Here is a 22,000-nt window from a genome sequence, read left to right as displayed (position 1 = left end):
CTTTCCTACAGGGCCATGTTCGCTTTATGTTCCGCGTCATTACAAGGGAGATGACCCATGGCGCGTAAGCAGTCCGATTATCTCGCCAGCCTTCTGGCGGATGAAGAAGTCATTGAAACCGAAGCAAAATCGCCGCATCTCCCGCAAGCCGGAGGCAGCGGCGAATCGGCACCCCCCTCCCCCGCGCCGCAGGCCGCCGGGCAAACCGCATCACCAGCCCAGCCCCCCCGTTCCGAGCGGCTGCGCGGGACCACGCTGCTGGGCCGGGAAAGTGCTCTGGCGCGCGTGGCATCGGGCGAAGTGCGGCAGGTGACGCAGCTTCTGCTCGATCCGGCGCGCGTGCGGGTGTGGACGGGCAATGCCCGGTCCTACGAACACCTGAGCGAGGAATCCTGCCGCGAACTGATCGATTCGATCATTGCCGAAGGGGGGCAGAAAGTGCCCGCGGTGGTCCGCCGGATCGAGGGCGACCCCGACCACGATTACGAGGTGATCGCGGGCACGCGGCGGCACTGGTCGATTTCATGGCTGCGCGCCAATTCGTGGCCGCAAATGCAGTTTCTGGCGCAGGTCGTCCAGCTTGACGATGAAGCCGCCTTCCGGCTTGCGGATCTGGAGAACCGCGCGCGCAAGGACGTTTCCGATCTGGAACGGGCGCGCAACTATGCGCAGGCGCTGAAAGACCACTACGGGAACCATCTGACGCGCATGGCCGAACGGCTCAAGCTCTCGAAGGGCTGGCTGTCAAAGATGCTCAAGGTGGCGGGCCTGCCCGATCAGGTCGTGGCGGCCTTTGCCAGCCCTGCCGAGGTGCAGCTCAAACCGGCCTATCCGCTTGCGCAGGCGCTCGACAACCGCGAGAAGGCCCCGGCCATCCTGCGCGAGGCCAGGGCGTTGGCGCGCGAGCAGGCCGAACGCCGCGGATCGGGCCGGCCTGCCGTGCCCCCGGCGCAGGTGATCCAGCGCCTGCTGGCCGCGCCGGAGACGGACAAGGACGCGCCTGCGAAGGAGATCGTGCTGCTTGGCCGGGCTGGGCGCCCCGCTGTCACCATCCGCTCGATCAACCGGCAGGGCGTGACGCTGCGCCTTCATGCCGGGTCGGGGGTGCACCTTGAAGGGATGCTGGACATGGCGCTCGAAGCGCTGAACGCGCTGGAAGACGAAGGCCGGAGCTTCATCAGCTGATGGTCGGCAGCGGCCCTTGCCGCCCTGCCCTGCCCCATGTTTCCCCAGGGAAACATGGCATGAAGGATTGCGGGCACGGGCCTGCTCCGGCACGTCGCGCCACATTCCGCCGCGTCCGAACCGCGGGGCAGCGCGCAAGGACGGCTGGCATGTTTCCCCAGGGAAACGAAGCGAAGCGAAGTTCAGCGCAGCTAAACGAAGCGCAGCGAAGTTCAGCGCCGTCCGGCACTGCCTCAGGCGCTGGAAGGTCGCATCATCACCCCCCTGCACCTTCCCCGGTTCCCCAGCGATGAGCCGCACGCGCACTGCCCCCGTCAACGACCAGTTCGACCTGTTCCTGCCCTATGTGGCGGACATGCCGCTGCGCGACCAGCGCGAGATGATGGAGCGGCCCTTTTTCAGCCTTGCCAAATCGAAGCGCGTGAAGCCCATCGACTATACCTCGCCCGACGGCAAGCTATGGGTCCACGTTTCGGCCAATCCCGATTACGGCATGGCCACGATCTGGGATGCGGACATCCTGATCTATTGCGCCAGCGTTCTGGCCGACATGGCGCGGCGCGGTGTCAACGATGTGCCGCGCAAGCTGCATCTCATGCCCTATGACCTGCTGCGCGCCATCGGCAGGCCCACCACGGGCCGCGCCTACGAACTGCTGGGCCAGGCGCTCGACCGGCTGGTGGCCACCACGATCAAGACCAACATCCGGGCCGACACTGACAATTCGGCCCCTCCGGGCCGGGGGAGGCGCGAAGCGACATTTTCCTGGCTCGACGGGTGGACGCAGCTTGTCGATGAGAGGACAGAACGTTCGCGCGGCATGACCATCGAACTGTCCAACTGGTTCTGGGAAGGCGTGATGATGAAAGGCGGGGTGCTTTCGATCGACCGCGCCTATTTCGACATCACCGGCGGGCGCGAACGCTGGCTCTACAAGGTGGCACGCAAGCACGCGGGCGGGGCAGGGGAGGAAGGCTTTGCCATCTCCATGCCGACCCTGTTCGAAAAATCGGGTGCGGAAGGCGAATATCGCCGCTTCAAGTTCGAGATCCTGAAACTGGCCGAGAAGGACGCATTGCCGGGCTATGGCCTTTCGGTGGAAACCGCCAAGGGGGGCGAACCGATGCTGCGGATGCGCAGGATCGACGGAAAGGATGGTGCCGAAGCCCGCCTGCCCGATCCATCGCGGGGCGGCCAGACCGCCGATGTTTCCCCAGGGAAACGAAGTGAAGCGCAGTTCGGCGCAGCCAAGCGCAGCGAAGCACGGGCAGGCCAAGGCGCGAGCGACCCGGCTCCATCGCCTGAAACCCTGACACCGGCCACGGCATCGGGCGCGGCGGTTGGGGTGCCGCATGAGCCAACCGACACCCGGCCAACCGACGCCCAGGCAATCGACGCATCAGCGCTCATCCGCCGCGCGGTTGCGGGGCTGAGCGACAATGCCACGCGCGGCTTCATGACCGACGAGACCATCGCCACCTTGCGCGCCCAGTGTCCCGGATGGGATCTCCATGCCCTTCACGCCGAGTTCGAGCGCTGGGTCAACGCCGATCCGGCCCGCCTGCCTGCCAACTGGCAGAAGGCCTTCATCGGCTTTGTCAGGCGTCACCACGAAAAGCACGGCCACACCCTGCGTCGCTAGGCCGAGGCCGCCTTTCAGGACGGGGGCTTTTCATGCGCTCTACAACCGCGCCTGTTGCTGCCTGCTGTTCCTGAAGTGTCGGCAATGAGGTGGGGATATGAGCGAACGCGCCAACGGCATTTGCCTCGCGCCCGAAAATTGAACATCAAACCGGCCCAAGCGAGGCAAACTGATTCAACCGGCGAGCGATGTTCCACCTCTGATCCGAAGCATCGACCTATCAGGAACGCGCTGCTGCCGCCTGTCGACACTCCGGGAACGCCGGGCCGACCCTTCGGGAACGATCGATCGACCCAACAGGAACGCTGCATCGACATATCCGGAACGCAAGGGCTGACCCGACTCGCGAAGCACCGGCGAGTCGCACTGCGCACCGCCGCGCTTAACCTTTCTAACTCTCTCTAAAAGCCTTCTAACCGGCAATTGAAGCCTGTTTCTCCGTTGAGGGGTGAGATGGGTCAGGTTTCTATGCCGCGCTGGTGCAGGCGGGCGTCGATCGCGGCCATTTCCGCATCGAAGGCCGCAAGCAAGGCATCGAGCGCGGGCGAGGGAGCCGGGGGATTGCGCGGGCGGCCGCGTGCAGGCAGCGCAAGGCCGAGCGCTGCGGCGACATCGCTCATCACGTAGGAGCGCCATGTGCCGCGCCCCGATGTTTCGACCATGAGGCCAAGGCGGGACGCACGCGTGAGCAGCTTGCCCGCGCCCGAAAGGGTAAGATCGAGCAGCGGGGCAACAGACCGCGGCGCAAGGCAGGGACGGGCGAGCGCGATGCGCGCAAGCTCTGCCAGCTTTCCGGGGCGATGTTCGGCGGCAATCGCACCGGCGCTGCGCCGGACGGCGTTCTCAAGCCGGTCAAGCCGGACAAGACCTTCATCGGCATTGTGACGGACCTGCCTGAGCAGCCGCTTGAGGAGCGCGGCGCGCGGCTCTTGCGCGAAACGCTGGGCGGCATCGCCCATGGCCAGACAGGGCAGGGCGCGTGCGCTCAACCCCATGCGTCGCAGGATCACCGGAAAGGCCAGCCAGGGCGCGATGGACCCGTCGCGGCGCGCCCATTCGTCCAGCAGGGCCAGCGCGCGGACAAGCGCCGGTGCCTCGCTCCAGCCCTCTGGCGGGGTGAAGGTGAAGGGCAGATCCTCGCGCCAGTGGCGGCCATCGCCCTCACCCAGACGCGCGCGCCAGGCATCGAGCGCGGAGAACGGATCGGCCACGGTTTCAAGGCGCGGCCTTCCGGCCAGACGCAGGCCGCATTCGTGCGCAATAATATCGATTTCGTCGATTTCGAACTTCTGGAGGCGCAGGGCTGCGCCATAGCCCATCCAGCTTGCCCGCAGGAGCCATGCCGGTGTGAGCGAACTCGCCGTTATCCGGGCATCGAGCCGTGCCACTGCGGCGCTGGCATCGGCCAGCGCGCAGGCGAGGCCCGCCGTCCACGGCACGGCGCACAAGGGCAGGGGAGGGGGCATCATTGCCCCGATTATAGACTGAACGCGATGCTTCAGTCTATATCGTCGGAGGGCGCCTCAGCCATCGCGTTCCAGCGCCACCAGCTCGTAGCGGTTCATCATGTAGCCGTCGATCGCGCCATAGACGAGGATCGCGTCATCGTCGGCCGTTACCCACATGTCGTAGGCGGGATGGGTCTTGCCGCCCATGCCTTCGGCGCTTTCATCGACGAAGCGGAAGTGGCGGCAGGCAAAGGTGCCCGCCGCCACGGTCATTTCCTCGTCTCCCACGTAATCGCAGAAGATCGAGAACGCGCTGATCATCGGCGGGGTGGCGCCGCGATGATCGGGGCTGGGCATGAACACGCGCAGGAGCCGCCGGTGCGGCCCGCCCGTCACGTCGAGAACCCTTGTCAGGTAGCCGTCGCCGACGATGGGATGCGTGCCGAAGCCATCGAATGCGCCGTTTGCGGGCATGGCCTGCGAGAGACGGCCGATCGAGGGGCCATGGCTTTCGCATTCGATCGTGGCGGTTTGCGGATCGTGGCGCAGCCAGCCCGAACCCATGAAGGCATCGCCGATGGTGAGGTGCACATGCAGGTTCAGCGGCACCATGCCCGGACCGATGTGATAGGTCACATCGCGCAGGACCGTGGGGTCCGGCTCCTCGATCTCGCAGCGCGCGCGCAGGATGGTGCTGCCATCGCCATGGTGGGTGAAGGCGAACCATTCGCGCCCGCGCTCCTTGCCTTCCATGCCGGGCTTGGCGGAGGTGTAGAGGATCCTGCCGGTGACGCTGCGGTGTTTCATGAGGTGCTTCCTGCGTGGTCCGTGAAAGGGATCAGAGGCCGAGAACGCCGGGGTTCATCAGACCCTGCGGATCAAGCTGGGCCTTGAGCGCTTCGAGCGCCGCCCAGCCTTCGGGCTGATGCGCGGCCTTGAGGGGATAGCTGCGCGCCACCTGGACGTGGACGGCGCCGAGGCGCTGGAACAGGGCAATGAGATCCTTGCGCAACTGGCCGACGAAGGCGGTGCTGGCGGGATTGGCGGCAAAGCCCTTGAGCCTTGCCAGGTGCGCAGGCTCCACCGCGTGGCGGTGCAGCGGATTGAGTTCATCGGGCCAGAAGAACACAGGTTCGATCAGCGAGACCTGCGGGCTGACCACGGCAAGCAGGGCGCCGGCCTGCACGCCGTGGGCCTCCATCGCGGCGGCGTTTTCGGCAAAGAGCTGCTGGATGGCGGCCCAGCCTTCGACCAGCCTGCTGCCGGGCAGGAAGCCGTGGACCGGAACCCAGCGTTCGCCCGCCGGGCCGACAATGGAATTGACCGGCGGAAAGGGGCTGGCGCGCAGGATCTTGGGGATGGTGTTCTCGATCTGCCGCCCGCCGAAGCCTTCGACGATGCGCGTGATTTCCGCCATGTCGGCATCGGCATCGGCCTGGCGGCGGCGCTCGGCGATGGTGTGGAGCGAGAAGGGCACGTCATCGAGGAACGAGCGCCCGGCAAGTGCCACCTTTGCCCCTTCCTTCAGCGCCTTGAACACCGAGCCTTGCGCCTTCATCATCGCGGCGAGGCTCTTGACGTCGGACGCCAGACTGTCGCGCTTCATGCGCTGTGCTTGCAGGAAGGGATCGAAGCCGAAGCATTCCGCCGCAAGCCCTTCGCGGCCCACGGCGGCCATCGCGCCGAAGACGCCTTCGGGCGTATCGAAGGCGAAACTGCCATAGGCAAAGGCCGCCCCTTCGCGCACGAGACGCAAGGTGGCGCGGGCCTTGACGCCGAACGCACCGCAATCGGCCGCGAACAGCCCGGTAAGGTCCGGGCCATAGGGGCGGAAGAAGGCGCTTCCGGTGGTGAGCAGCGTGCCATCGGCGAGCACGACATCGAACGAGAGCGCCGCATCGACAAGGCTGCCGCCCGATGCCCCCCAGAACACGCCGTTCTGGCTCATCCCGCCGCCGACCGTGGCGTTGATGCCCGAAAGCGTGCCCCACGATTTCACGCGCAGGCCCCTTGGGCGCAGGGCAGCGGCCAGTTCCTTCCACGTGATCCCGCATTCGACCGTCACGGTCATGTCGGCTTCGTTGATCTCGACAATGCGGGTCAGCGCCGAAGTATCGACCAGCAGGAAGGGCCGGTCCGGGCCGAGATAGCCGCCGGTATAGCTCATCCCGCCGCCGCGCGGGACAATGGCGATGCCTTCGCGCGTGGCAGCGCCGATGCCCGTGGCAAGGCTTTCGACCGTAGCGGGCCGGAACACGCAAAGCGGCGCGGGGCCGCTGGCATAGACATCATGGCGGAAAAGGTCGGTTTCGGCCGGATCGGTCAGGAGTTCGGCAGCGGGGATGGCAGAAGCAAGCGCGGCATTCATGCCGGGGTCTCCGAAGGCTTGAAGGAGGGATAGCGGCCAAGCGTGAGCAGCAGGACTGCGCCGATGGCAAAGAGCGCGGCGGCAAGTTGCAGCGCGCTGTCATAGCTGCCCGACGCATCGCGCATGGCGCCGTAGATGGCGGGCGAGAGGCCGGAGAGCATTGCGAAGGGCATGTAGAGCAGGCCGTAGATCTTGCCGTAATGGGCCATGCCGAAATAGCGGCTGGCGAGGAAGGCGATCACGTCGGCCTCGGCCCCGGCGGCAAAGCCGAGCATGAAGGCCGCGGCCAGCACGGTCGGCTCGCTTGCGGCGGTGCCGGTCAGCAGCCAGCAGGCCAGCGCCGGGATCAGCAGGATCGGCAGGCACACGAGCGGCGCCCAGAAGCGGTCGAACAGCATCCCGGTGATGATGCGCCCGGCCATGACCGCAACCCCGATCATGCCCATGACGCCTGCCGCCGTTTCGGGCGGGAGGCCGTGCTGGCCGATGATCCGCGGCATGTGCACGTGCGCCCCGCCATAGGCGAGGGCGACAAGCGCGATCGAGATCCACAGGGTCCAGAAGCGGCGGCTGCGCAAGGCTTCGCCCGCGCTGAGGCCGGTGAGGATGGCGGCTTGGCCATCGCGCAGGGGCAATTCTTCGGGGCGGGGTTCGCGGAACCAGAGGAACGCAAGCGGGGCGGCGATCAGCAGCGGCAGCAGCGCAAGGCCGAAATACATCCCGCGCCAGCCCCATTGCCCGATGAGCCAGACGGCAAGGCGCGGCACGGTGATCGCGCAGACGCTGGTGCCCATGAGCAGGAGGCCGAGCGCGAGGCCCCGGCTCGTGTGGAACCACATGTTGATGGCGCGGCTCCACGTGACGGGAGTGGAACCGATGCCGACGAGGCCGACCAGCAGCCACGCGCCGAAATACCACCCGATCGAAGTGGCGGGAACGAGGCCAAGCGCGCCAAAGGACAGCGCGAAGCCCACGGTCGAGGCAATCGCGACACGGCGCACGCCGATGCGGTCCGAGAGCCAGCCGAAGACCGGAGCCATGAGTGCGGCCACCACGCCGAACACGGTGATGCCAAGGCTGATCCGGGCAACGGACCAGCCGGTTTCCTGATGGATCGGGTCAATCGTGAAGCCGATGGTGTTGAACGGCACCGGCGATGCGCCGCAGGCCACGCCGACAAGCCCGGCCGCCAGGACTTTCCACCCGGCGCGAAACTCCGCTTTCGTAGGTGATTGAGCCATGCGCCATCGGTCCCCGGTTTGTCCGGACACGAGGTTTAGGCGCCGCGCCGCAAATGGCCGCTTCCGGCGCGAATCTATCCGCCCACCGGATGATCCGGCGCGTTCGCACCCGGCGCGCGCGGCGAGTGCTAGCGGCGATGGGGCATGATCGTGCTGCGGGAGGATCTGTCCGACTGGCGGACAGAGTCCGGCGAGGGCAGGGGCGTGCAGTTGACTTTCAAGTTGTCCGGACAAATCAACGGACGATCAATTGACGGGGGCATCTCGCGTGTTCGCAGCAAACAGCCTGATCTTCGTGCCCGGTTCGCGGCCCGACCGCTTTGCCAAGGCGAAGGCGGCGGGTGCTGGGCTGACGGTGATCGATCTTGAAGATGCGGTTCCCGCAGCCGACAAGGACGCTGCGCGCGGCCATGCGCTGGCCCGGATCGGCGGTGACGGGACAGGCCGGGGCGAGCAGGATTGGGGCGGGCAGGATTGGGGCGGGCAGGATTGGGGCCTGCGGATCAATGCGGTGACAACCGCGGCGGGAATTGCCGATCTGCACGCGCTGGCCACCGGCGCGATCATGCCCGCAACCATCCTGCTGCCGATGGTGGAAAGCCCTGTGGAGGTGGAGATCGTCGCGCGGGTGCTGGGCGAGCGCTGCCCGGCGCTGGTGCCGCTGGTGGAAACGCCCAGGGGGCTGCGCCATGCCCACCGCATCGCCGCCGCGCCGGGAGTGGCGGCGATGATGTTCGGCGGGGGCGATTTTTCCGGCGAACTGGGGGTGGCGCTGGCATGGGAGCCGCTGCTGACCGCGCGCGGGGCCTTCATCATCGCCTGCGCCGAAGCGAAAGTGCCGGCGATCGACGTGCCCTTCATCGGGCTGGACGATCCCGAAGGCCTGGCCGACGAATGCGCGAAGGCGCGCGCGCTGGGCTTTGCCGCCAAGGCCGCCATCCATCCTTCGCAGGTTGCCGCCATCGAGGTGGCCTTTGCCCCTTCCGACAAGGACGTGGCCGAGGCCGAGGCAGCCATTGCCGCCTATGACGCCGCTGGCGGCAAGGCGATCCGTTTCAAGGGCAGAATGCTCGAAGCGCCGGTGATCCGCAATTACCGCGCCGTGATCGAGCGGAAAGGAAGCAAGACCAATGCGTGAAGGCGCCGTCGAAGTGGCCCCCGGCCGCTACCGGGAAACCTATGGCCGCTATTTCGAGGAGTTCAACGTCGGGGACATCTACGAGCACCGCCCCGGACGCACGATCACCGACAACGACAACATCTGGTTCAGCCTGCTGACGATGAACCAGCATCCATCGCACTGCGACCACGCCTTTGCCGCCAAGACCGAGTTCGGCAAGCCGCTGGTTGCCAGCCCGCTGACGGTGGCGATCATGACCGGGCAGAGCGTTTCGGACGTTTCGCAGAAGGCCGTGGCCAATCTGGGGTGGAAGGAAATCCGCCTGCTGAAGCCGGTGTTTGCCGGGGACACGATCTATTCGGAAACCGAAGTGCTGGAAAAGCGCGAGTCCGAAAAGCGCCCGACACAGGGGATCGTGACGATCAAGACCGTGGGCCGGAACCAGCACGGCGACGTGGTGTGCGATTTCGTGCGCGTCATGCTGATCTGGAAGCGCGGCTTCGGCCCGATGGACGAATGAGGAGCGCCCGGAAATGACCGGACCCAGCACTGCCCGTCCGCCCATGGACCCCGAAGAAGAAGCCGCGCTGCTTGACGCCATCGACAAGTGGGTGGCTGGTGAAGTGACGCCGCAGGTGGTGATGGCGCACGATCACAAGGACATCTGGCCCGCGGATCTGGTGAACCAGATGGCCGAAATGGGCCTGTTCGGCGCGACCATCGGCACCGAATACGGCGGGCTGGGCCTGCCGTCTGCCACCTATGCCAAGATCGTGATGAAGGTGGCATCGCACTGGATGGCGCTGACCGGCATCTTCAATTCGCACCTCATCATGGCGGCCGCAGTCGAACGGTTCGGCACCGAGGAGCAGAAGCGCAAATGGCTGCCCCGGTTTGCCAGCGGCGAAATCCGGGGCGGGCTGGGACTGACCGAACCGAACGCAGGCACCGATCTTCAGGCCATCCGCACCACCGCGCGGCGCGAGGGCGACCATTACGTGCTCAACGGCACGAAGACCTGGATCACCAATTCGATCAACGGATCATGCTATGCCGTGATCGCCAAGACCGATCCCGATGCCAATCCGCGCTACAAGGGGATGAGCTTCTTCCTGTGCGACAAGCGCGGCGGCGATGGCGAGGGCTTCACCATCGGCAAGAAGTTCGACAAGCTGGGCTACAAGGCGATCGACAGCGCCGAGCTGGTGTTCGACGACTACCGCGTTCCGGCCGATCAGCTCATCGGCGGGGTCGAGGGGCAGGGCTTCTTTCAGGCAACCGGCGGGCTGGAACTGGGCCGCATCAATGTGGCCGCGCGCGGCGTGGGCATTGCCGAGGGCGCGCTGCGCCTTGCCACGCAATATGCGCAGGAGCGCCAGACCATGGGCAAGCCGATTGCCGATCATCAGGCGATCCAGCTCAAGCTGGGCGAGATGGTGACGCGCGCGCGCGCCGCGCGCCTGCTGACGCTGGATGCCGCTGCCGCCTATGACCGGGGCGAACGCTGCGACATGGAAGCGGGCATGGCGAAGTATTTTGCCAGCGAAGCCGGCTTTCTCAACGCGCAGGAGGCCATGCGCATCTTCGGTGGCTATTCCTATTCCAAGGAATACGAGATCGAGCGCTTCTACCGCGACGCCATGCTGATGTGCATCGGGGAAGGGACCAACGAGATGCAGCGCATCATCATTTCCCGGCAGTGGGTGAAGCGGAACCCGGCATGAGCACGCGCGCACTGCCCCTTGCGGGCTTTCGCATCGTTTCGATCGAGCAGTATGGCGCGGGGCCATATGGCACGATGCATCTGGCGCAACTTGGGGCAGAGGTCATCAAGATCGAGCCGCCAGCGAAGGACGGCAAGGGCGGGGGCGATACCGCGCGCGCGGTGGGGCCGCATTTCCTGCGCGAGGGGGAAAGCCTCTATTTTCAGGCGTTCAACCTCAACAAGCGTTCGCTCACGCTGGATCTGGCAACGCCGGAGGGGCAGGACGTGCTGCATCGGCTGGTGCGCAGCGCCCACGCGGTTGCCAACAACATGCGCGGCGATCTTCCGGCGCAGATGGGCGTGACCTATGACGCGCTGAAGGACATCAACCCGGCCATCGTCTGTGCGCACCTTTCGGCCTACGGGCGCGACAATGCCCGCGCGAAATGGCCGGGCTATGACTATCTGATGCAGGCCGAGGCCGGATACTGCATGCTGACCGGCGATCCCGATGGCGAGCCGCAGCGCATGGGGCTGTCCATGGTCGATTTCATGACCGGCACGATCATGGCGGTGGGCCTTCTGGCCGCGCTTGTCGATGCGCAGCGATCGGGGCTGGGGCGCGATGTGGATACCGACCTGCTTTCCGCGGCCCTGCACCAGACCAGCTATCCGGCGCTGTGGTACATGAACGAAGGCGACGTGACCGGGCGCACCCCGCGTTCGGCCCACCCCACCGCCACGCCCAGCCAGATGGTGAAGGCAAGCGACGGCTGGATGTTCGTGATGTGCCAGTTGCCCAAGTTCTGGGACGTGCTGATGGCGCGCACCGGCTGGACGCAGATTGCATCGGACCCGCGCTTTCGCACCAATGCCGACCGGCTGGCCAACCGCGAGGCGCTGACGCAGGTGCTGGATGCGGCATTTGGCGAAGCGCCGGTGGCGCACTGGCTGGCGCTGCTGCAAGGGCATCTGCCGGTGGCGCCGGTCTATGGGCTGGATCAGGCGATGGACAATCCCTGGCTGGACGAGATCGGCATGCGCACCGCGGTGGACCATCCCGATCGCGCCGGGCTGCATGTGCTGGCCAGCCCGATCCGGCTGGATGGCAAGCGCCTGCCCAACCGCGCCGGGCCGCTGCTGGGCGCAGACAGCGAGGCGATCCTTGCCGAACTGGGCTTTTCCGCCGCCGATGCCGCAGCGCTGAAGGCGAAGGGCGTGGTGTGATGGGCAAGCTTTCGGGCATCACGGTCGTTGATCTGACGCAGTTCTTCCCCGGCCCGGCGATGACCGGGATGATGGCCGACCACGGCGCGCGGGTCATCAAGGTGGAACCGCCCGCAGGCGATCCCGTGCGCGCCATGGCCCCGTTCGAAAACGGGCATTCGGTGTGGTTTGCCAACCTCAACCGGGGCAAGGAAGCGGTCACGCTCGATCTCAAGACCGACGAGGGCAAGGCGCGGCTGTGGGACCTGATTGCCGGGGCCGATGTCTTTGCCGAAAGTTTCCGCCCCGGCGTGATGGCGCGGCTGGGGTTCGACTTCGCCGCCGTTCGCGCGGCAAACCCGCGCATCATCTATTGCTCGATATCGGCCTTCGGGCAGGACGGGCCGCTGGCACACCACCCGGCGCACGATGTGGCGGTGGAGGCGCTGGCCGGGTTTCTTTCGGTGAACGACGGGCCGGACGGGACGCCGGTGATCCCGGCCGTGCCCGCCGCCGACATGGGGGCGGGCCTGACCGCGCTTTCGGCCGTGCTGATGGCGCTGATCGGGCGCGAGAGGACGGGCAGCGGCGATTACCTTGATATTGCCATGTTCGATGCCATGCTGCCGTGGTGCGTGCACATGGCCAGCGGCGCGATTGCCGGGGGTGAGGCGCCGCGTTCGGCCACGCAGCGTTCGCTGGGCGGATCGGCGTTCTATCAGGTCTATGAAACGGCCGATGGCAGGCACGTTGTGCTGGGCGGGCGCGAGGAAAAGTTTGCGCGCAACCTGCTGAGGGCGCTGGGCCGCGAGGATCTGCTGGCATCGGCCATGGCGGAGGCGGGCGAGGGGCAGGCCCCGGCCATCGCCTTCCTGCGCGAGACGTTCCTGACCAGGACGCGTGATGAATGGATGCACTGGATGGAGGCCATCGACGTGGCCTTTGCGCCCGTGCTCGATTTCCGCGAAGCCTTCGACCAGCCCCATGTGGCGCATCGCGGGCTGCTGGTGGAGGCCGATGGACGCCACCACATTGCCCCGCCTATCCGCTTTTCGGGTGAAAGCTGGGCGGCGGGGCCGGTGCCCGATCCGGAGCGGTTTGGGCCCTAGCCTTCCACGTCGATGTGCATCGAATAGACGAAGCGGTCGCCGGGGTGGTGGGTGACGGAAATCTCGAACAGGCGGCCGGAAAGATCGTGATAGCAGCGGATCACGCGCAGCACCGGACTGCCGCGCCTGAGGCCGAGCAGGCGGGCGGCTTCGGACCCGGCGGGAATGGCCTGAATATCCTGCGTGACCTTGCCGACATTGATCCCGGCCAGTTCATCAAGCTGGGCAAAGAGCGTGCCGCTGGAAAGATCGAGCCGCGCGCAGACCGCTTCGAGCCGGGGCGCGAAGAACACTTCGGTCAGCGCCAGCGGACGGGGGTCGCCGGGCAGGGTGCGCAGGCCGGAAAAGCCGATCCACTGTTCGTCCGCTCTTGTCTGGCCCAGATGGCTGACGGCAAGGCCGGGCAGATCGACACGGCCCAGCGGACGGTAGGTGATCTGCGAGCCGCGCCCGTATTGCAGCAGTTCGCCAATGTTGGACAACGGCTGGTGCAGCGCGCGCCCGCGCGCGGCGGCGGGCTGGATGCTGGTGCCGGAGCCGCGGCGGCGGGAGATCAGCCCTTCGGCCTGAAGACGGCGCAGCGCCTCGCGCACGGTGAAGCGGCTGACGCCATAGTGCGCGCAAAGTTCTGCCTCGGTGGGAAACCCGGCGGGGAAACCGCCCGCCAGAACCTTGCGCCGCAGGTCGCCGGCAAGTTGCAGATAGCGCGGCGGTTCGCGGTCTTTAGCCAGAGGAACGCACTCTGTCACATCACTCTCCGGCGCCGACTATCCATTCTCCGGTCATTATGTCCGGACAACGGGAAAAGCCAAGCCTGCGGTGGCACGGTTATCGCCCATCGGATTGCTTCTGGGCAAGGGCCTGCATGACACCGACCGAACACCTGCTGGCCTTTGCCGCGGCGCGCCACGTGCTGCCGGAGGCGGTGCGCGCCGACACGCTGCGGCTCCTGGCTGATACGCTGGCGGTGGGCGCGGCGGGATCGACCGCGCCGGGCATGGACGGCGTGCTGGCGGTGGCGCGCAGCTGGGGCAAGGGCAGCGATGCGCGCCTGATCGCGCGGGACGAGCGCCTTCCCGCGATGGGCGCGGCCTATGTGAACTGCTTTGCCATTCACGCGCTGGAATGGGACGCGGTGCATGAAGGCGCGGTGGTTCATGCCATGTCGGCAGTGGTTCCGGCGGTGATGGCGGCCGCCGACCGCAAGGGCGGGGCCGATCCCGAAGCGGTGCTGGCGGCGATTGCGGTGGGGGTGGATGTGGCCGCCGGGCTGGGTGTGGCGGCGGAAACGGCGCTGACGTTCTTCCGCCCCGCCACCGCCGGGATATACGGCGCGGCGCTGGCGGTGGCGCGGATCGCGGGATTGCCGGAAGGCCGGTTTGCCGATGTGCTGGGCATGGCCCATGCCCATGCGGCGGGCACGATGCAGGCGCATAGCGAAGGCTCCATCGCGCTGCCGCTGCAATTTGCCAATGCCGCGCGCGGCGCGATCCACGCGGCTGATCTCGTGCGCCACGGGCTGACGGCGGCGCATGACGTGATCGAGGGGCCGTTCGGGCATCTCAGGCTGTTCGACCGGGGCAGCCTTGAGACCTACACCCGCACGCTGGGCCAGCGCTGGCTGATCTCGCAGGTGAGCACCAAGCCCTATCCATCGGGCCGGGCAAGCCATGCGGTGCTGGGCACGCTTCAGCCCTTTGCCGGGCAGGAGGTGGCGCGCGTGGAGGCGCATGTCCCGCCGCTGATCCGCCACCTGGTGGGCCGCCCCCACGACCCGGCGATGACGCCCGCCTACGCGCGGCTGTGCCTGCCGTTTCTGGCAGCGCTGATGCTGCGCGATGGCGAGATCGACCCGCGCCGGTTTGCACCGGAAACCTTTGCCGATCCGCAGATTGCCGCGCTGGCGGCCCGATTTGCGCTGCATGACGATGGTAATGCCGATCCCAACGCGCTTTCGCCGCAGCGGCTGGTGATTGTGCTGGCCGATGGATCGCGCGTGGAATGCGCCGTTCCGGCAACGCTGGGCGCGCCCGATGCGCCGCTTTCGGCCGCGCAGGCCGAGGCCAAGCGCGTCCTGTGCCGCCGTCTTGCCTTTGCCGACCCGGACCCGCGCCTTCTTGCCGATCCGCTTTCCTTCATCACGGACCCTGCATGACCTTCCCGACCTATTTCGAAACGCTGGACATCAGGCAGGTGCTTGCCGATCACCCGGTGGGCGATGCCTTCGTGCACAAGTTCCGCGCGATCAGCCGGGACGAGCTGTTCGCCCTTCAGGATGCGCAGTTCCGCAAGGTGATGGCGCGCGGCTGGCAAATCCCGTTCTATCAGCGGCTGTGGTGCGCGCAGGGGATCGAGCCGGGCGACATCGGCGGCCTTGCCGACATCGGCAAGCTGCCAGTCTATGACAAGCAGCACCTCATGGCGTCGATTGCCGAACACCCCCCATTGGGCGATTTCGGCGGGCTGGAGACATTCGGCGCGGGCGGGGCAAGCCGTCCGCCGGTGATCCTGCACACCACCAGCGGCACCACCGGACGCCCGCAGCCGCTGCTGTTCGGGCCGAAGGGGCGCGAGGTCATCAACCTGCTGGTCGGGCGACTCTATCGCTGGCTGGGGGTGCATTCGGGCGATGTGGTCCATTCCGTCTATGGCCACGGGATGATCAACGGCGGCCACTTCATCCGCGAGGCGGTGACGCATTTCACCAATGCCCTGTTCCTTTCGGCAGGCACGGGGATCGAGACGCGATCGGTGCAGCAGGTGCACCTGATGGCCGATTTCGGCGCGAGCGTGGTGGTGGGGTTTGTCGACTACATCCGCAAGCTGGCCGAAGTGGCCAGGGCCGAAGGCGTGTTCGAGCGCATCCCGGCGCGGCTCATCATCGGGCATCTGGGAACCGAGGACCGCTCTGCCATCGAAGCGGCATGGGGCGGGGCAAGGGCGTTTGACTGGTATGGCGTGGGCGATACCGGGCCGATTGCCGCCGAAGGGCCGGACCGCGATGGCCTTTACGTGTGGGAGGACGCGCATTTCCTTGAGTTGCTCGACATCGACAGCGGCGCGGCGGTGGACGCGGGCGGCATGGGCGACATGGTTGTCACCTGCCTGTTCAAGGACGACATCGCGCCGTGCATCCGCTTCAACACGCACGACGTGACGCGCGAAGTGGGCGGCCGGGGCGAGATTGCGTTCCGGCGCATTGCGGGCTTCCGGGGGCGCAGCGACAACATGGTGAAGCTGCGCGGGATCAACCTGTTCCCCCACGCCATTGCCGGCCTGATCGAGGGGCGCGCCGATCTGACCGGCGAATATGTGTGCCGCCTCAGCCGCGATGCGAGCGGGCGCGAGGAGATGGAAGTCATCCTCGAAAGCCGGGGCGGGACCGATGCGGGCGCGCTGGCCGAACTGCTGCGGCGCGGGCTTGGCGTGGAGGTGGGCGTGGCGCTGTGCGCGCCGGGCGGGACGGCCGCGGCAACACAGGTGGATACGCGGCAGAAGCCGATCCGCCTGATCGACGAGCGCGCATGATCGACTGGCCGCACCTTGAAGCGGCGAACGCGAAAGTGCACGCCTTTGTCGCGTTCGACCGGGGCGCGCACTTCGGCAGAGGACCGCTCGATGATCTCACGCTGGGGGTGAAGGCCAATGTCGCGGTCCGGGGGCTAGGCTGGACGGGCGGCATGGGGCATCGGCGCGGCGTGGTGGCCGATGCCGATGCCCCGGTGGTGGCAGCCCTGCGCGGCGCAGGCATGGCGGTGATCGGCACGCTCAACATGCACGAGGCGGCGCTGGGCGCGACGAGCGACAATCCCTTCTTCGGCCGCACCATCAACCCCCACCGCGAGGGCTGGACGCCGGGCGGTTCATCAGGCGGGAGCGGCGCGGCGGTGGCGGCGGGCCTGTGCGATGTGGCGCTGGGCACCGATACGCTGGGATCGATCCGCATTCCCGCCGCCTATTGCGGGGCTTATGGGCTGAAACCCACGCACGGCGCGGTGGCCGCCGAGGGGCTGCTGTTCCTGCGGCCCGAATGGGACGTGATCGGCCCGCTGGCGATGGACCTTGGCAAGCTGGAACGGGTCTGGCGCGTCATGGCGCCGCGATCATCCACCGATGCCGCGCCCTTTGCGCGGATGCTGGTGCTGGAAGGGCTGGGCGGGGTGGAATGCCAGCCCGGCGTGCTGGCAGGCTATGCGCGGGCGCAGGCGGCGATCGGCCTTGTGCCGGAGGGCCTGCGCCTTGCCGGAACGCCCGGAACGCTGCGCCTGAGCGCACTGGTGCTGGCGGCCGATTACCTGAGGCAGGCCATGGGCCAGGCGCTGGCGGCGGCATCGGATGAATTGCGCGCCACGCTCAATGCCGTGGGGCGCCATGTGCCCGACATGGACCTGCTGCGCGCCGCCGCGCGCCAGCTTCACGATGCGCTGGGCGACGATGGCGTGCTGGTCATGCCGACAACGCCCCATGCTGCCTTTGCGCATGGCATGCGGCCGCCGTCCTCACAGGCCGATTTCACCGCGCTTGCCTCTGTTGCGGGGCTGCCGGCCCTGGCCGTGCCCGCCGGGCGCGATGCGGATGGCCTGCCGGTTTCGGTGCAGCTTGCGGGGCCGCGCGGATCGGAAGCGCGCCTGATTTCCCTTGCCCGCCGGATCGAGCCAGCGCTCGGCGGCGCGGTCTTTCCCGATTGCTGAGAGGAGAAATGCCCGTGCGTATCATCGTGCTGTTCAACCTGAAGCCCGGTGTCGATCCCGCAGCCTACGAGGCATGGGCGCGGGGCACCGATATTCCGGGCGTGAGGGCGCTTGCCTCGGTTTCAGGCTATACCGTCCACAAGGCGACCGGCCTGTTCGGATCGCAGGCCCCTTCGCCCTGCCAGTATATCGAGGTGATCGACATCACGGCAATGGACCCGTTCGTGGCCGATGTGACCACGCCGGACTTCCAGACCGTGGCCGCCGCCTTTGGCGAATTTGCCGACAATCCGCAGTTCATCCTGACCGAGGATCTGTGACCGTGGGCCGGTTTGCGGGGCGGACGGTCGTCGTTACCGGATCGGGGCGGGCAAAGGGGCTGGGGCAGGGCATTCTCCAGCGCTTTGCCGACGAGGGCGCGAACTGCGTCGTCTCGGACGTTGCCATCGGCGAGGAGGCCGAAGGAGTGGCGGCCGAACTGCGCGGGCGCGGGGCGCAGGTGGCGGCGATTGCCTGCGACGTTTCTGACCCGGCGCAGTGCGATGCCCTTGTGGCGCAGGCCGTGGCCGCATTCGGCCGGATCGACGTGATGGTCAACAATGCCGGGATCGGCTTCATGATGAAGCCCCTGCTGGAGGTGGTGGCGGATGACTGGGCGAGGGTCATCGCCGTCAACCTATCGGGCGCGTTCCACTGCACGCAGGCTGCCGCGCGCGCGATGGTGGCGGCCGGAAAGGGCGGGCGCATCATCAACATTGCCAGTCAGGCGGCCAAGACCGGCTTTCCCCATCTTGCCGCCTATGTCAGTTCCAAACACGGCATGATCGGCCTGACGCGGGCAAGCGCGGTGGAACTGGGCGCGCATGGCATCACGGTGAATGCCGTCTGCCCCAACCACGTGACGACCGCGCTGGGGGCGGAGCAGAACGCCTACTTTTCGAAGCTCCTGGGCTTTGCGAGCGTGGAGGCATACCTTGCCAATATGGCCGCCAACAACCCGATGGGCCGCCCCGGCCTGCCTTCCGACACGGCGGCGGCGTGCGCCTGGCTGGCATCGGAGGATGCCTTCTACGTGACCGGCGAGGCGATCAACGTTTCGGGCGGGGAGGAGATGCACTGATGGCGCTGGCAGGGTCTTCGCTGGCTGGGTCTTCGTTGGCCGAGGAACGGATCGACTGGCCGGACGGCGCGGTCATGGCGCTGTCGATCGTGGTCAACGTGGAGGAAGGGTCCGAGCAGAGCCTTGCGCGCGGCGACCGGGGCATGGAGCCGGTCGATGAACTGGGTGTCTTCGTGAAGGGGCCGCTGCGCAACCATGCCAATGAATCGAATTATCTTTACGGCGTGAAGGCGGGCGCGCCGCGCGTGGTGAAGCTGCTTGAGCACTATGGCATGGCGGCAAGCTGGACCGTGGCGGCGATGAGCCTTGAGGCGCATCCGCAGCTGGCCGCGGCCATCGCGGCGCTGGGGCATGAACCGGTCAGCCATGGCTGGCGCTGGGTCCACCAGTTCCGCATGGACGAGGAGGCCGAACGCGCCTTCATCCGCAAGGCGGTGGAATCGATCACGCGCACCTGCGGGGTGCGGCCATACGGCTGGCTTTCGCGCTATCTGCACACCGACAACACCCGGCGCCTGCTGATCGAGGAGGGCTTTGCCTATACGATGGACGACTTTTCGGGCGACGTGCCCTTCTGGGACCGGACGAGCGTTCCCGGAAGGCCGCTGGCGGTGGTGCCCTATCAGGTCGATTCCAATGACATGAAGATGTGGACCGATCAGGCATTCGGTCCTGAACAATGGCTTGCCTATGCCATCCGGAACTTCGATCAGGTCTATCGCGAAGGAATGGAGGGCAACCCCAAGATGATGAGCCTTGGACTGCATTTGCGGATCATCGGCCGACCGGGCCGGATCTGGGCGCTGGAGGCGTTTTTGCGCCATGTGCGCAAACACGACCGGGTGTGGGTGGCCACGCGCCACCAGATTGCGCAGCACCTTGCGGCGGTGGACCCGGCATGACGCTGCGGCTGGAGAAAGACGGTCAGGTGGCGCGCCTGCTGATCGACCGGGCGGACAAGCGCAATGCCTTTACCATCGACATGTGGCAGCTTCTGCCCGAACTGCTGGCGCAGGCATCGGCCGATGCCGATTGCCGCGTGCTGGTGGTGAAATCGGCGCAGGGCGGCGCCTTCTGCGCCGGTGCCGACATTGCCGAACTGCTGGCGAACAAGGACGATGCCGCATGGCGCGCCGAAAACCAGAAGGCGATCAACCGCGCGCAATACGAACTCACCCGCTTTCGCCTGCCCACCGTGGCCATGGTCGAAGGCGATTGCGTGGGCGGGGGCTGCGGCATTGCGCTGGCCTGCGACATGCGCGTGGCGGGGCCGAAGGCGCGCTTTGGCATTACGCCCGCAAGGCTGGGGCTTGTCTATCCGCTGCACGATGTGAAGCTGCTGGTCGATCTGGTGGGACCGGGGCAGGCGCACCGGATGCTCTATACCGGCATGTTGCTGGGCGCCGGGGAGGCCAAGGCGATCGGCCTGATCGAGGAACTGGCCGAGAGCGAGGACGCACTGGTGGCCCAGCTTCTGGCGGCATCGCCGTTTTCCACGCAGGCCATCAAGGGTTTCGTGCGCAAGGTGCTGGACGGGCAGGTGGCCGATGACGAGGCGTCGCTGCGGGTCTTTGCCTCGGCCTTCGAGGGCGCGGACTTCCGCGAAGGGACCAGCGCCTTCGTCGAGAAGCGCAAGCCGGTTTTCGGGCAATGATTCCCAGGGGCACGATTTTGGCGGGCACGATCACCGTGCCCGATCTGGCCGATGCGATTGCGGCATGGCGCGGCGTGCTGGGCCTGTTGCCGTGCGATGAGGGCGTGGTGGATGCCGGGCTTGCGGCAAGCTGGGGGGCGCCCGCCTGTGCGGGGCGGCGCTTTGCCACGCTGCGGCCCGCAAGCGGCGCGCCCTTCCGGATCAGGCTGGTGGAACAGCCAGCGCACCCCGATTTCGTGCCGACGACCACATATGGCTGGGCGGCCTATGAACTGACGGTCGAGGACGTGTTCGGCTGGCCCCGGCGGCTGGCGGGATCGGCCTTCGAGATCATCGGGCCGCCCAGGACCATCGCCAACATGGAGCCGGCGTTCATCCCCATGCAGGTGCTGGGTCCGGGGCGCGAGATGGTTTACCTCAACGAGGTTGTCGGCACGATGCCGGGCTTCGATCTGCCGCGCGCCGCCTGCCCGGTGGACAAGGCATTCATCGTGGTGCTGGCGGCAAGGGACCGCGCCGCATCGGTGCGCTGGTATGTCGAGGCGCTGGGGCTGGAGGAAAGCGCCACCTTCACCATCCCCTATACGATGATAAACCGCGCCTTCGGCCTTCCCGCAGATCACCAGACGACGCTGACGATGGTGGCCAGCGGCACGATGCCCGTGGTGGAAGTGGACGATTATCCGCAGGGCGTGGCCGAACGGCCGCGTCATGCCGGAATGCTCCCGCCGGGCAACGCCATGGTGACGCTGGCGGTGCCCGGTCTGGACGACTGCCGGGTGGAATGGCTGGCAGAACCGGCGCGGCGCGCGGGAGCGCCCTATGAAGGCCGCCGCGCGGGGACGACACGCGGCCTTGCCGGGGAACTGGTGGAACTGGTGGAAGTGGGCGGGTAGTGTGTTTTTCGGCCATCAGCCTTCGGGGAAACCGGCACTGTCCCACTGGCGCGATGTGTGGATCACGCGCAGGATGCTGACGGTGCTGTCATTGTGCGTGAGGGCATAGACCACGAGATAGGGCAGGCCGCGCACGGACTTCTCGTAGGTTGCGCTGACCCTGCCCGGATGTCCGGTGGCGAAAACGCCAAGCGCATTGCCGGTTTCGCGCAGGCGCAGCGCCACCTTGCGGGCTGCTGCGGGATCGTCTCGTGCGATGTGGACGAGCTGGGCTTCAACGTCTGCCAGCGCAGACTCGGACCAACGGACCTGCCTCATCCAGAAGAACGCGCCGCAGCGGCGGCGGCAATTGCCGCATCGAGACGGTCCATCGCCACATCATGCGGCACGAGCCTGTCTGCTGCGACATCGGCAAGACCTTCCTCGATGCCTTCGATGATCGCGAGTTCGCGCTCGACATAGGCAGCGACTGCCTCGGCCGCGAGGTAGGAGCGGCTGCGGCGGGTGCCTGCCGAAAGCCGCGCGAGCTTATCGTGCACATCGCTTGGCACGCGGATGGTCATGGTCATGCTGCTCATGTGCAATCGCCTGTATTGAGGTGTGTACAACCTAGCA

At 67.0% G+C, this 22,000-nt stretch carries 22 protein-coding genes; 15 read left to right on the top strand and 7 right to left on the bottom strand.

The genetic code is table 11. The annotated features are described in order from the left end of the window. Positions 1-57: 57 nt before the first annotated feature. Positions 58-1,185 carry a ParB/RepB/Spo0J family partition protein gene (locus DKM43_RS00260; protein WP_109796488.1) on the top strand — a complete coding sequence of 376 codons (1,128 nt, stop codon included), beginning with the start codon at positions 58-60 and terminating at the stop codon, positions 1,183-1,185. 289 nt (positions 1,186-1,474) lie between these two features. After that, the gene (locus tag DKM43_RS00255) at positions 1,475-2,827 is read left to right on the top strand and encodes a replication initiator protein A (RefSeq protein ID WP_109796487.1); all 1,353 of its coding nucleotides are present in this window, start codon (positions 1,475-1,477) and stop codon (positions 2,825-2,827) included. Positions 2,828-3,285: 458 nt separating this feature from the next. On the opposite strand, the gene DKM43_RS00250 is transcribed toward DKM43_RS00255, so the two are convergent. From DKM43_RS00250 to DKM43_RS00235, 4 genes are read right to left on the bottom strand one after another with little or no spacing between them, the layout of a single operon-like run. Next, on the bottom strand, positions 3,286-4,296 hold the full coding sequence (locus DKM43_RS00250; protein ID WP_236632307.1) for a hypothetical protein: 1,011 nt from the start codon (positions 4,294-4,296) through the stop codon (positions 3,286-3,288). A 54-nt stretch (positions 4,297-4,350) separates the two neighbouring features. Next, the gene (locus tag DKM43_RS00245) at positions 4,351-5,082 is read right to left on the bottom strand and encodes a DUF3108 domain-containing protein (protein ID WP_109796486.1); all 732 of its coding nucleotides are present in this window, start codon (positions 5,080-5,082) and stop codon (positions 4,351-4,353) included. Between the two features lie 31 nt (positions 5,083-5,113). Then, positions 5,114-6,643 carry an FAD-binding oxidoreductase gene (locus tag DKM43_RS00240; protein ID WP_109796485.1) on the bottom strand — a complete coding sequence of 510 codons (1,530 nt, stop codon included), beginning with the start codon at positions 6,641-6,643 and terminating at the stop codon, positions 5,114-5,116. Further along, positions 6,640-7,884, bottom strand: a complete 1,245-nt coding sequence (locus DKM43_RS00235; RefSeq protein WP_109796484.1) for an MFS transporter — start codon at positions 7,882-7,884, stop codon at positions 6,640-6,642. Before DKM43_RS00235 ends, DKM43_RS00240 begins: the two co-directional genes overlap by 4 nt. Positions 7,885-8,152: 268 nt before the next feature. Between DKM43_RS00235 and DKM43_RS00230 the strand changes: the two genes are divergently transcribed. From DKM43_RS00230 to DKM43_RS00210, 5 genes are read left to right on the top strand one after another with little or no spacing between them, the layout of a single operon-like run. Continuing rightward, positions 8,153-9,022 carry an HpcH/HpaI aldolase/citrate lyase family protein gene (locus DKM43_RS00230; RefSeq protein ID WP_109796483.1) on the top strand — a complete coding sequence of 290 codons (870 nt, stop codon included), beginning with the start codon at positions 8,153-8,155 and terminating at the stop codon, positions 9,020-9,022. After that, the gene (locus tag DKM43_RS00225; RefSeq protein WP_109796482.1) at positions 9,015-9,524 is read left to right on the top strand and encodes a MaoC family dehydratase; all 510 of its coding nucleotides are present in this window, start codon (positions 9,015-9,017) and stop codon (positions 9,522-9,524) included. The genes DKM43_RS00230 and DKM43_RS00225 overlap by 8 nt, the downstream gene beginning before the upstream one ends. Before the next feature lie 13 nt (positions 9,525-9,537). Further along, positions 9,538-10,728: an acyl-CoA dehydrogenase family protein gene (locus tag DKM43_RS00220; RefSeq protein WP_109796481.1), complete on the top strand. Its 1,191-nt coding sequence runs from the start codon at positions 9,538-9,540 to the stop codon at positions 10,726-10,728. Then, entirely contained in the window at positions 10,725-11,936 is a 1,212-nt protein-coding gene (locus DKM43_RS00215) for a CaiB/BaiF CoA transferase family protein (RefSeq protein ID WP_109796480.1), read from the top strand. Before DKM43_RS00220 ends, DKM43_RS00215 begins: the two co-directional genes overlap by 4 nt. Further along, positions 11,936-13,024 (top strand): CaiB/BaiF CoA transferase family protein, encoded by a 1,089-nt coding sequence (locus DKM43_RS00210; RefSeq protein ID WP_109796479.1) that lies wholly within the window; start codon positions 11,936-11,938, stop codon positions 13,022-13,024. Before DKM43_RS00215 ends, DKM43_RS00210 begins: the two co-directional genes overlap by 1 nt. On the opposite strand, the gene DKM43_RS00205 is transcribed toward DKM43_RS00210, so the two are convergent. Beyond that, positions 13,021-13,773, bottom strand: coding sequence for a GntR family transcriptional regulator (locus DKM43_RS00205; protein WP_236632306.1), 753 nt, complete (start codon positions 13,771-13,773; stop codon positions 13,021-13,023). The genes DKM43_RS00210 and DKM43_RS00205 overlap by 4 nt on opposite strands. 116 nt (positions 13,774-13,889) lie before the next feature. Between DKM43_RS00205 and DKM43_RS00200 the strand changes: the two genes are divergently transcribed. The 8 genes from DKM43_RS00200 to DKM43_RS00165 are packed head-to-tail and all read left to right on the top strand — an operon-like array spanning position 13,890 to position 21,385. Next, the gene (locus DKM43_RS00200; RefSeq protein WP_109796478.1) at positions 13,890-15,179 is read left to right on the top strand and encodes an MmgE/PrpD family protein; all 1,290 of its coding nucleotides are present in this window, start codon (positions 13,890-13,892) and stop codon (positions 15,177-15,179) included. Beyond that, positions 15,176-16,552 carry a phenylacetate--CoA ligase family protein gene (locus DKM43_RS00195; RefSeq protein WP_109796477.1) on the top strand — a complete coding sequence of 459 codons (1,377 nt, stop codon included), beginning with the start codon at positions 15,176-15,178 and terminating at the stop codon, positions 16,550-16,552. The genes DKM43_RS00200 and DKM43_RS00195 overlap by 4 nt, the downstream gene beginning before the upstream one ends. Continuing rightward, positions 16,549-17,715: an amidase family protein gene (locus DKM43_RS00190; RefSeq protein ID WP_109796476.1), complete on the top strand. Its 1,167-nt coding sequence runs from the start codon at positions 16,549-16,551 to the stop codon at positions 17,713-17,715. Before DKM43_RS00195 ends, DKM43_RS00190 begins: the two co-directional genes overlap by 4 nt. Positions 17,716-17,723: 8 nt before the next feature. After that, positions 17,724-18,035: an REDY-like protein HapK gene (locus tag DKM43_RS00185; RefSeq protein WP_109796475.1), complete on the top strand. Its 312-nt coding sequence runs from the start codon at positions 17,724-17,726 to the stop codon at positions 18,033-18,035. Between the two features lie 2 nt (positions 18,036-18,037). Beyond that, complete coding sequence (locus DKM43_RS00180; RefSeq protein WP_109796509.1) at positions 18,038-18,835, top strand: SDR family NAD(P)-dependent oxidoreductase; 798 nt, start codon at positions 18,038-18,040, stop codon at positions 18,833-18,835. After that, a complete protein-coding gene (locus tag DKM43_RS00175) occupies positions 18,835-19,737 on the top strand; it encodes a polysaccharide deacetylase family protein (protein WP_236632305.1) in 903 nt (300 codons plus the stop codon). The genes DKM43_RS00180 and DKM43_RS00175 overlap by 1 nt, the downstream gene beginning before the upstream one ends. Beyond that, positions 19,734-20,489, top strand: a complete 756-nt coding sequence (locus DKM43_RS00170; protein ID WP_109796474.1) for an enoyl-CoA hydratase/isomerase family protein — start codon at positions 19,734-19,736, stop codon at positions 20,487-20,489. The genes DKM43_RS00175 and DKM43_RS00170 overlap by 4 nt, the downstream gene beginning before the upstream one ends. Further along, positions 20,486-21,385 carry a VOC family protein gene (locus DKM43_RS00165; protein ID WP_109796473.1) on the top strand — a complete coding sequence of 300 codons (900 nt, stop codon included), beginning with the start codon at positions 20,486-20,488 and terminating at the stop codon, positions 21,383-21,385. The genes DKM43_RS00170 and DKM43_RS00165 overlap by 4 nt, the downstream gene beginning before the upstream one ends. A gap of 15 nt (positions 21,386-21,400) precedes the next feature. Here DKM43_RS00165 and DKM43_RS00160 read toward each other — a convergent pair whose 3' ends face one another. Together DKM43_RS00160 and DKM43_RS00155 are read right to left on the bottom strand one after the other, a co-directional pair. Continuing rightward, entirely contained in the window at positions 21,401-21,703 is a 303-nt protein-coding gene (locus DKM43_RS00160; RefSeq protein WP_109796472.1) for a type II toxin-antitoxin system RelE/ParE family toxin, read from the bottom strand. Then, positions 21,700-21,963 (bottom strand): CopG family ribbon-helix-helix protein, encoded by a 264-nt coding sequence (locus tag DKM43_RS00155; protein ID WP_109796471.1) that lies wholly within the window; start codon positions 21,961-21,963, stop codon positions 21,700-21,702. Before DKM43_RS00155 ends, DKM43_RS00160 begins: the two co-directional genes overlap by 4 nt. Positions 21,964-22,000 lie beyond the last annotated feature (37 nt).

The organism is Novosphingobium meiothermophilum, from assembly GCF_003171715.1.
GTDB classification, from domain to species: Bacteria; Pseudomonadota; Alphaproteobacteria; order Sphingomonadales; family Sphingomonadaceae; genus Novosphingobium; species Novosphingobium meiothermophilum.
Note: the sequence above shows the minus strand (reverse complement) of the source record. Positions and strands in the feature narration are given on the sequence as shown.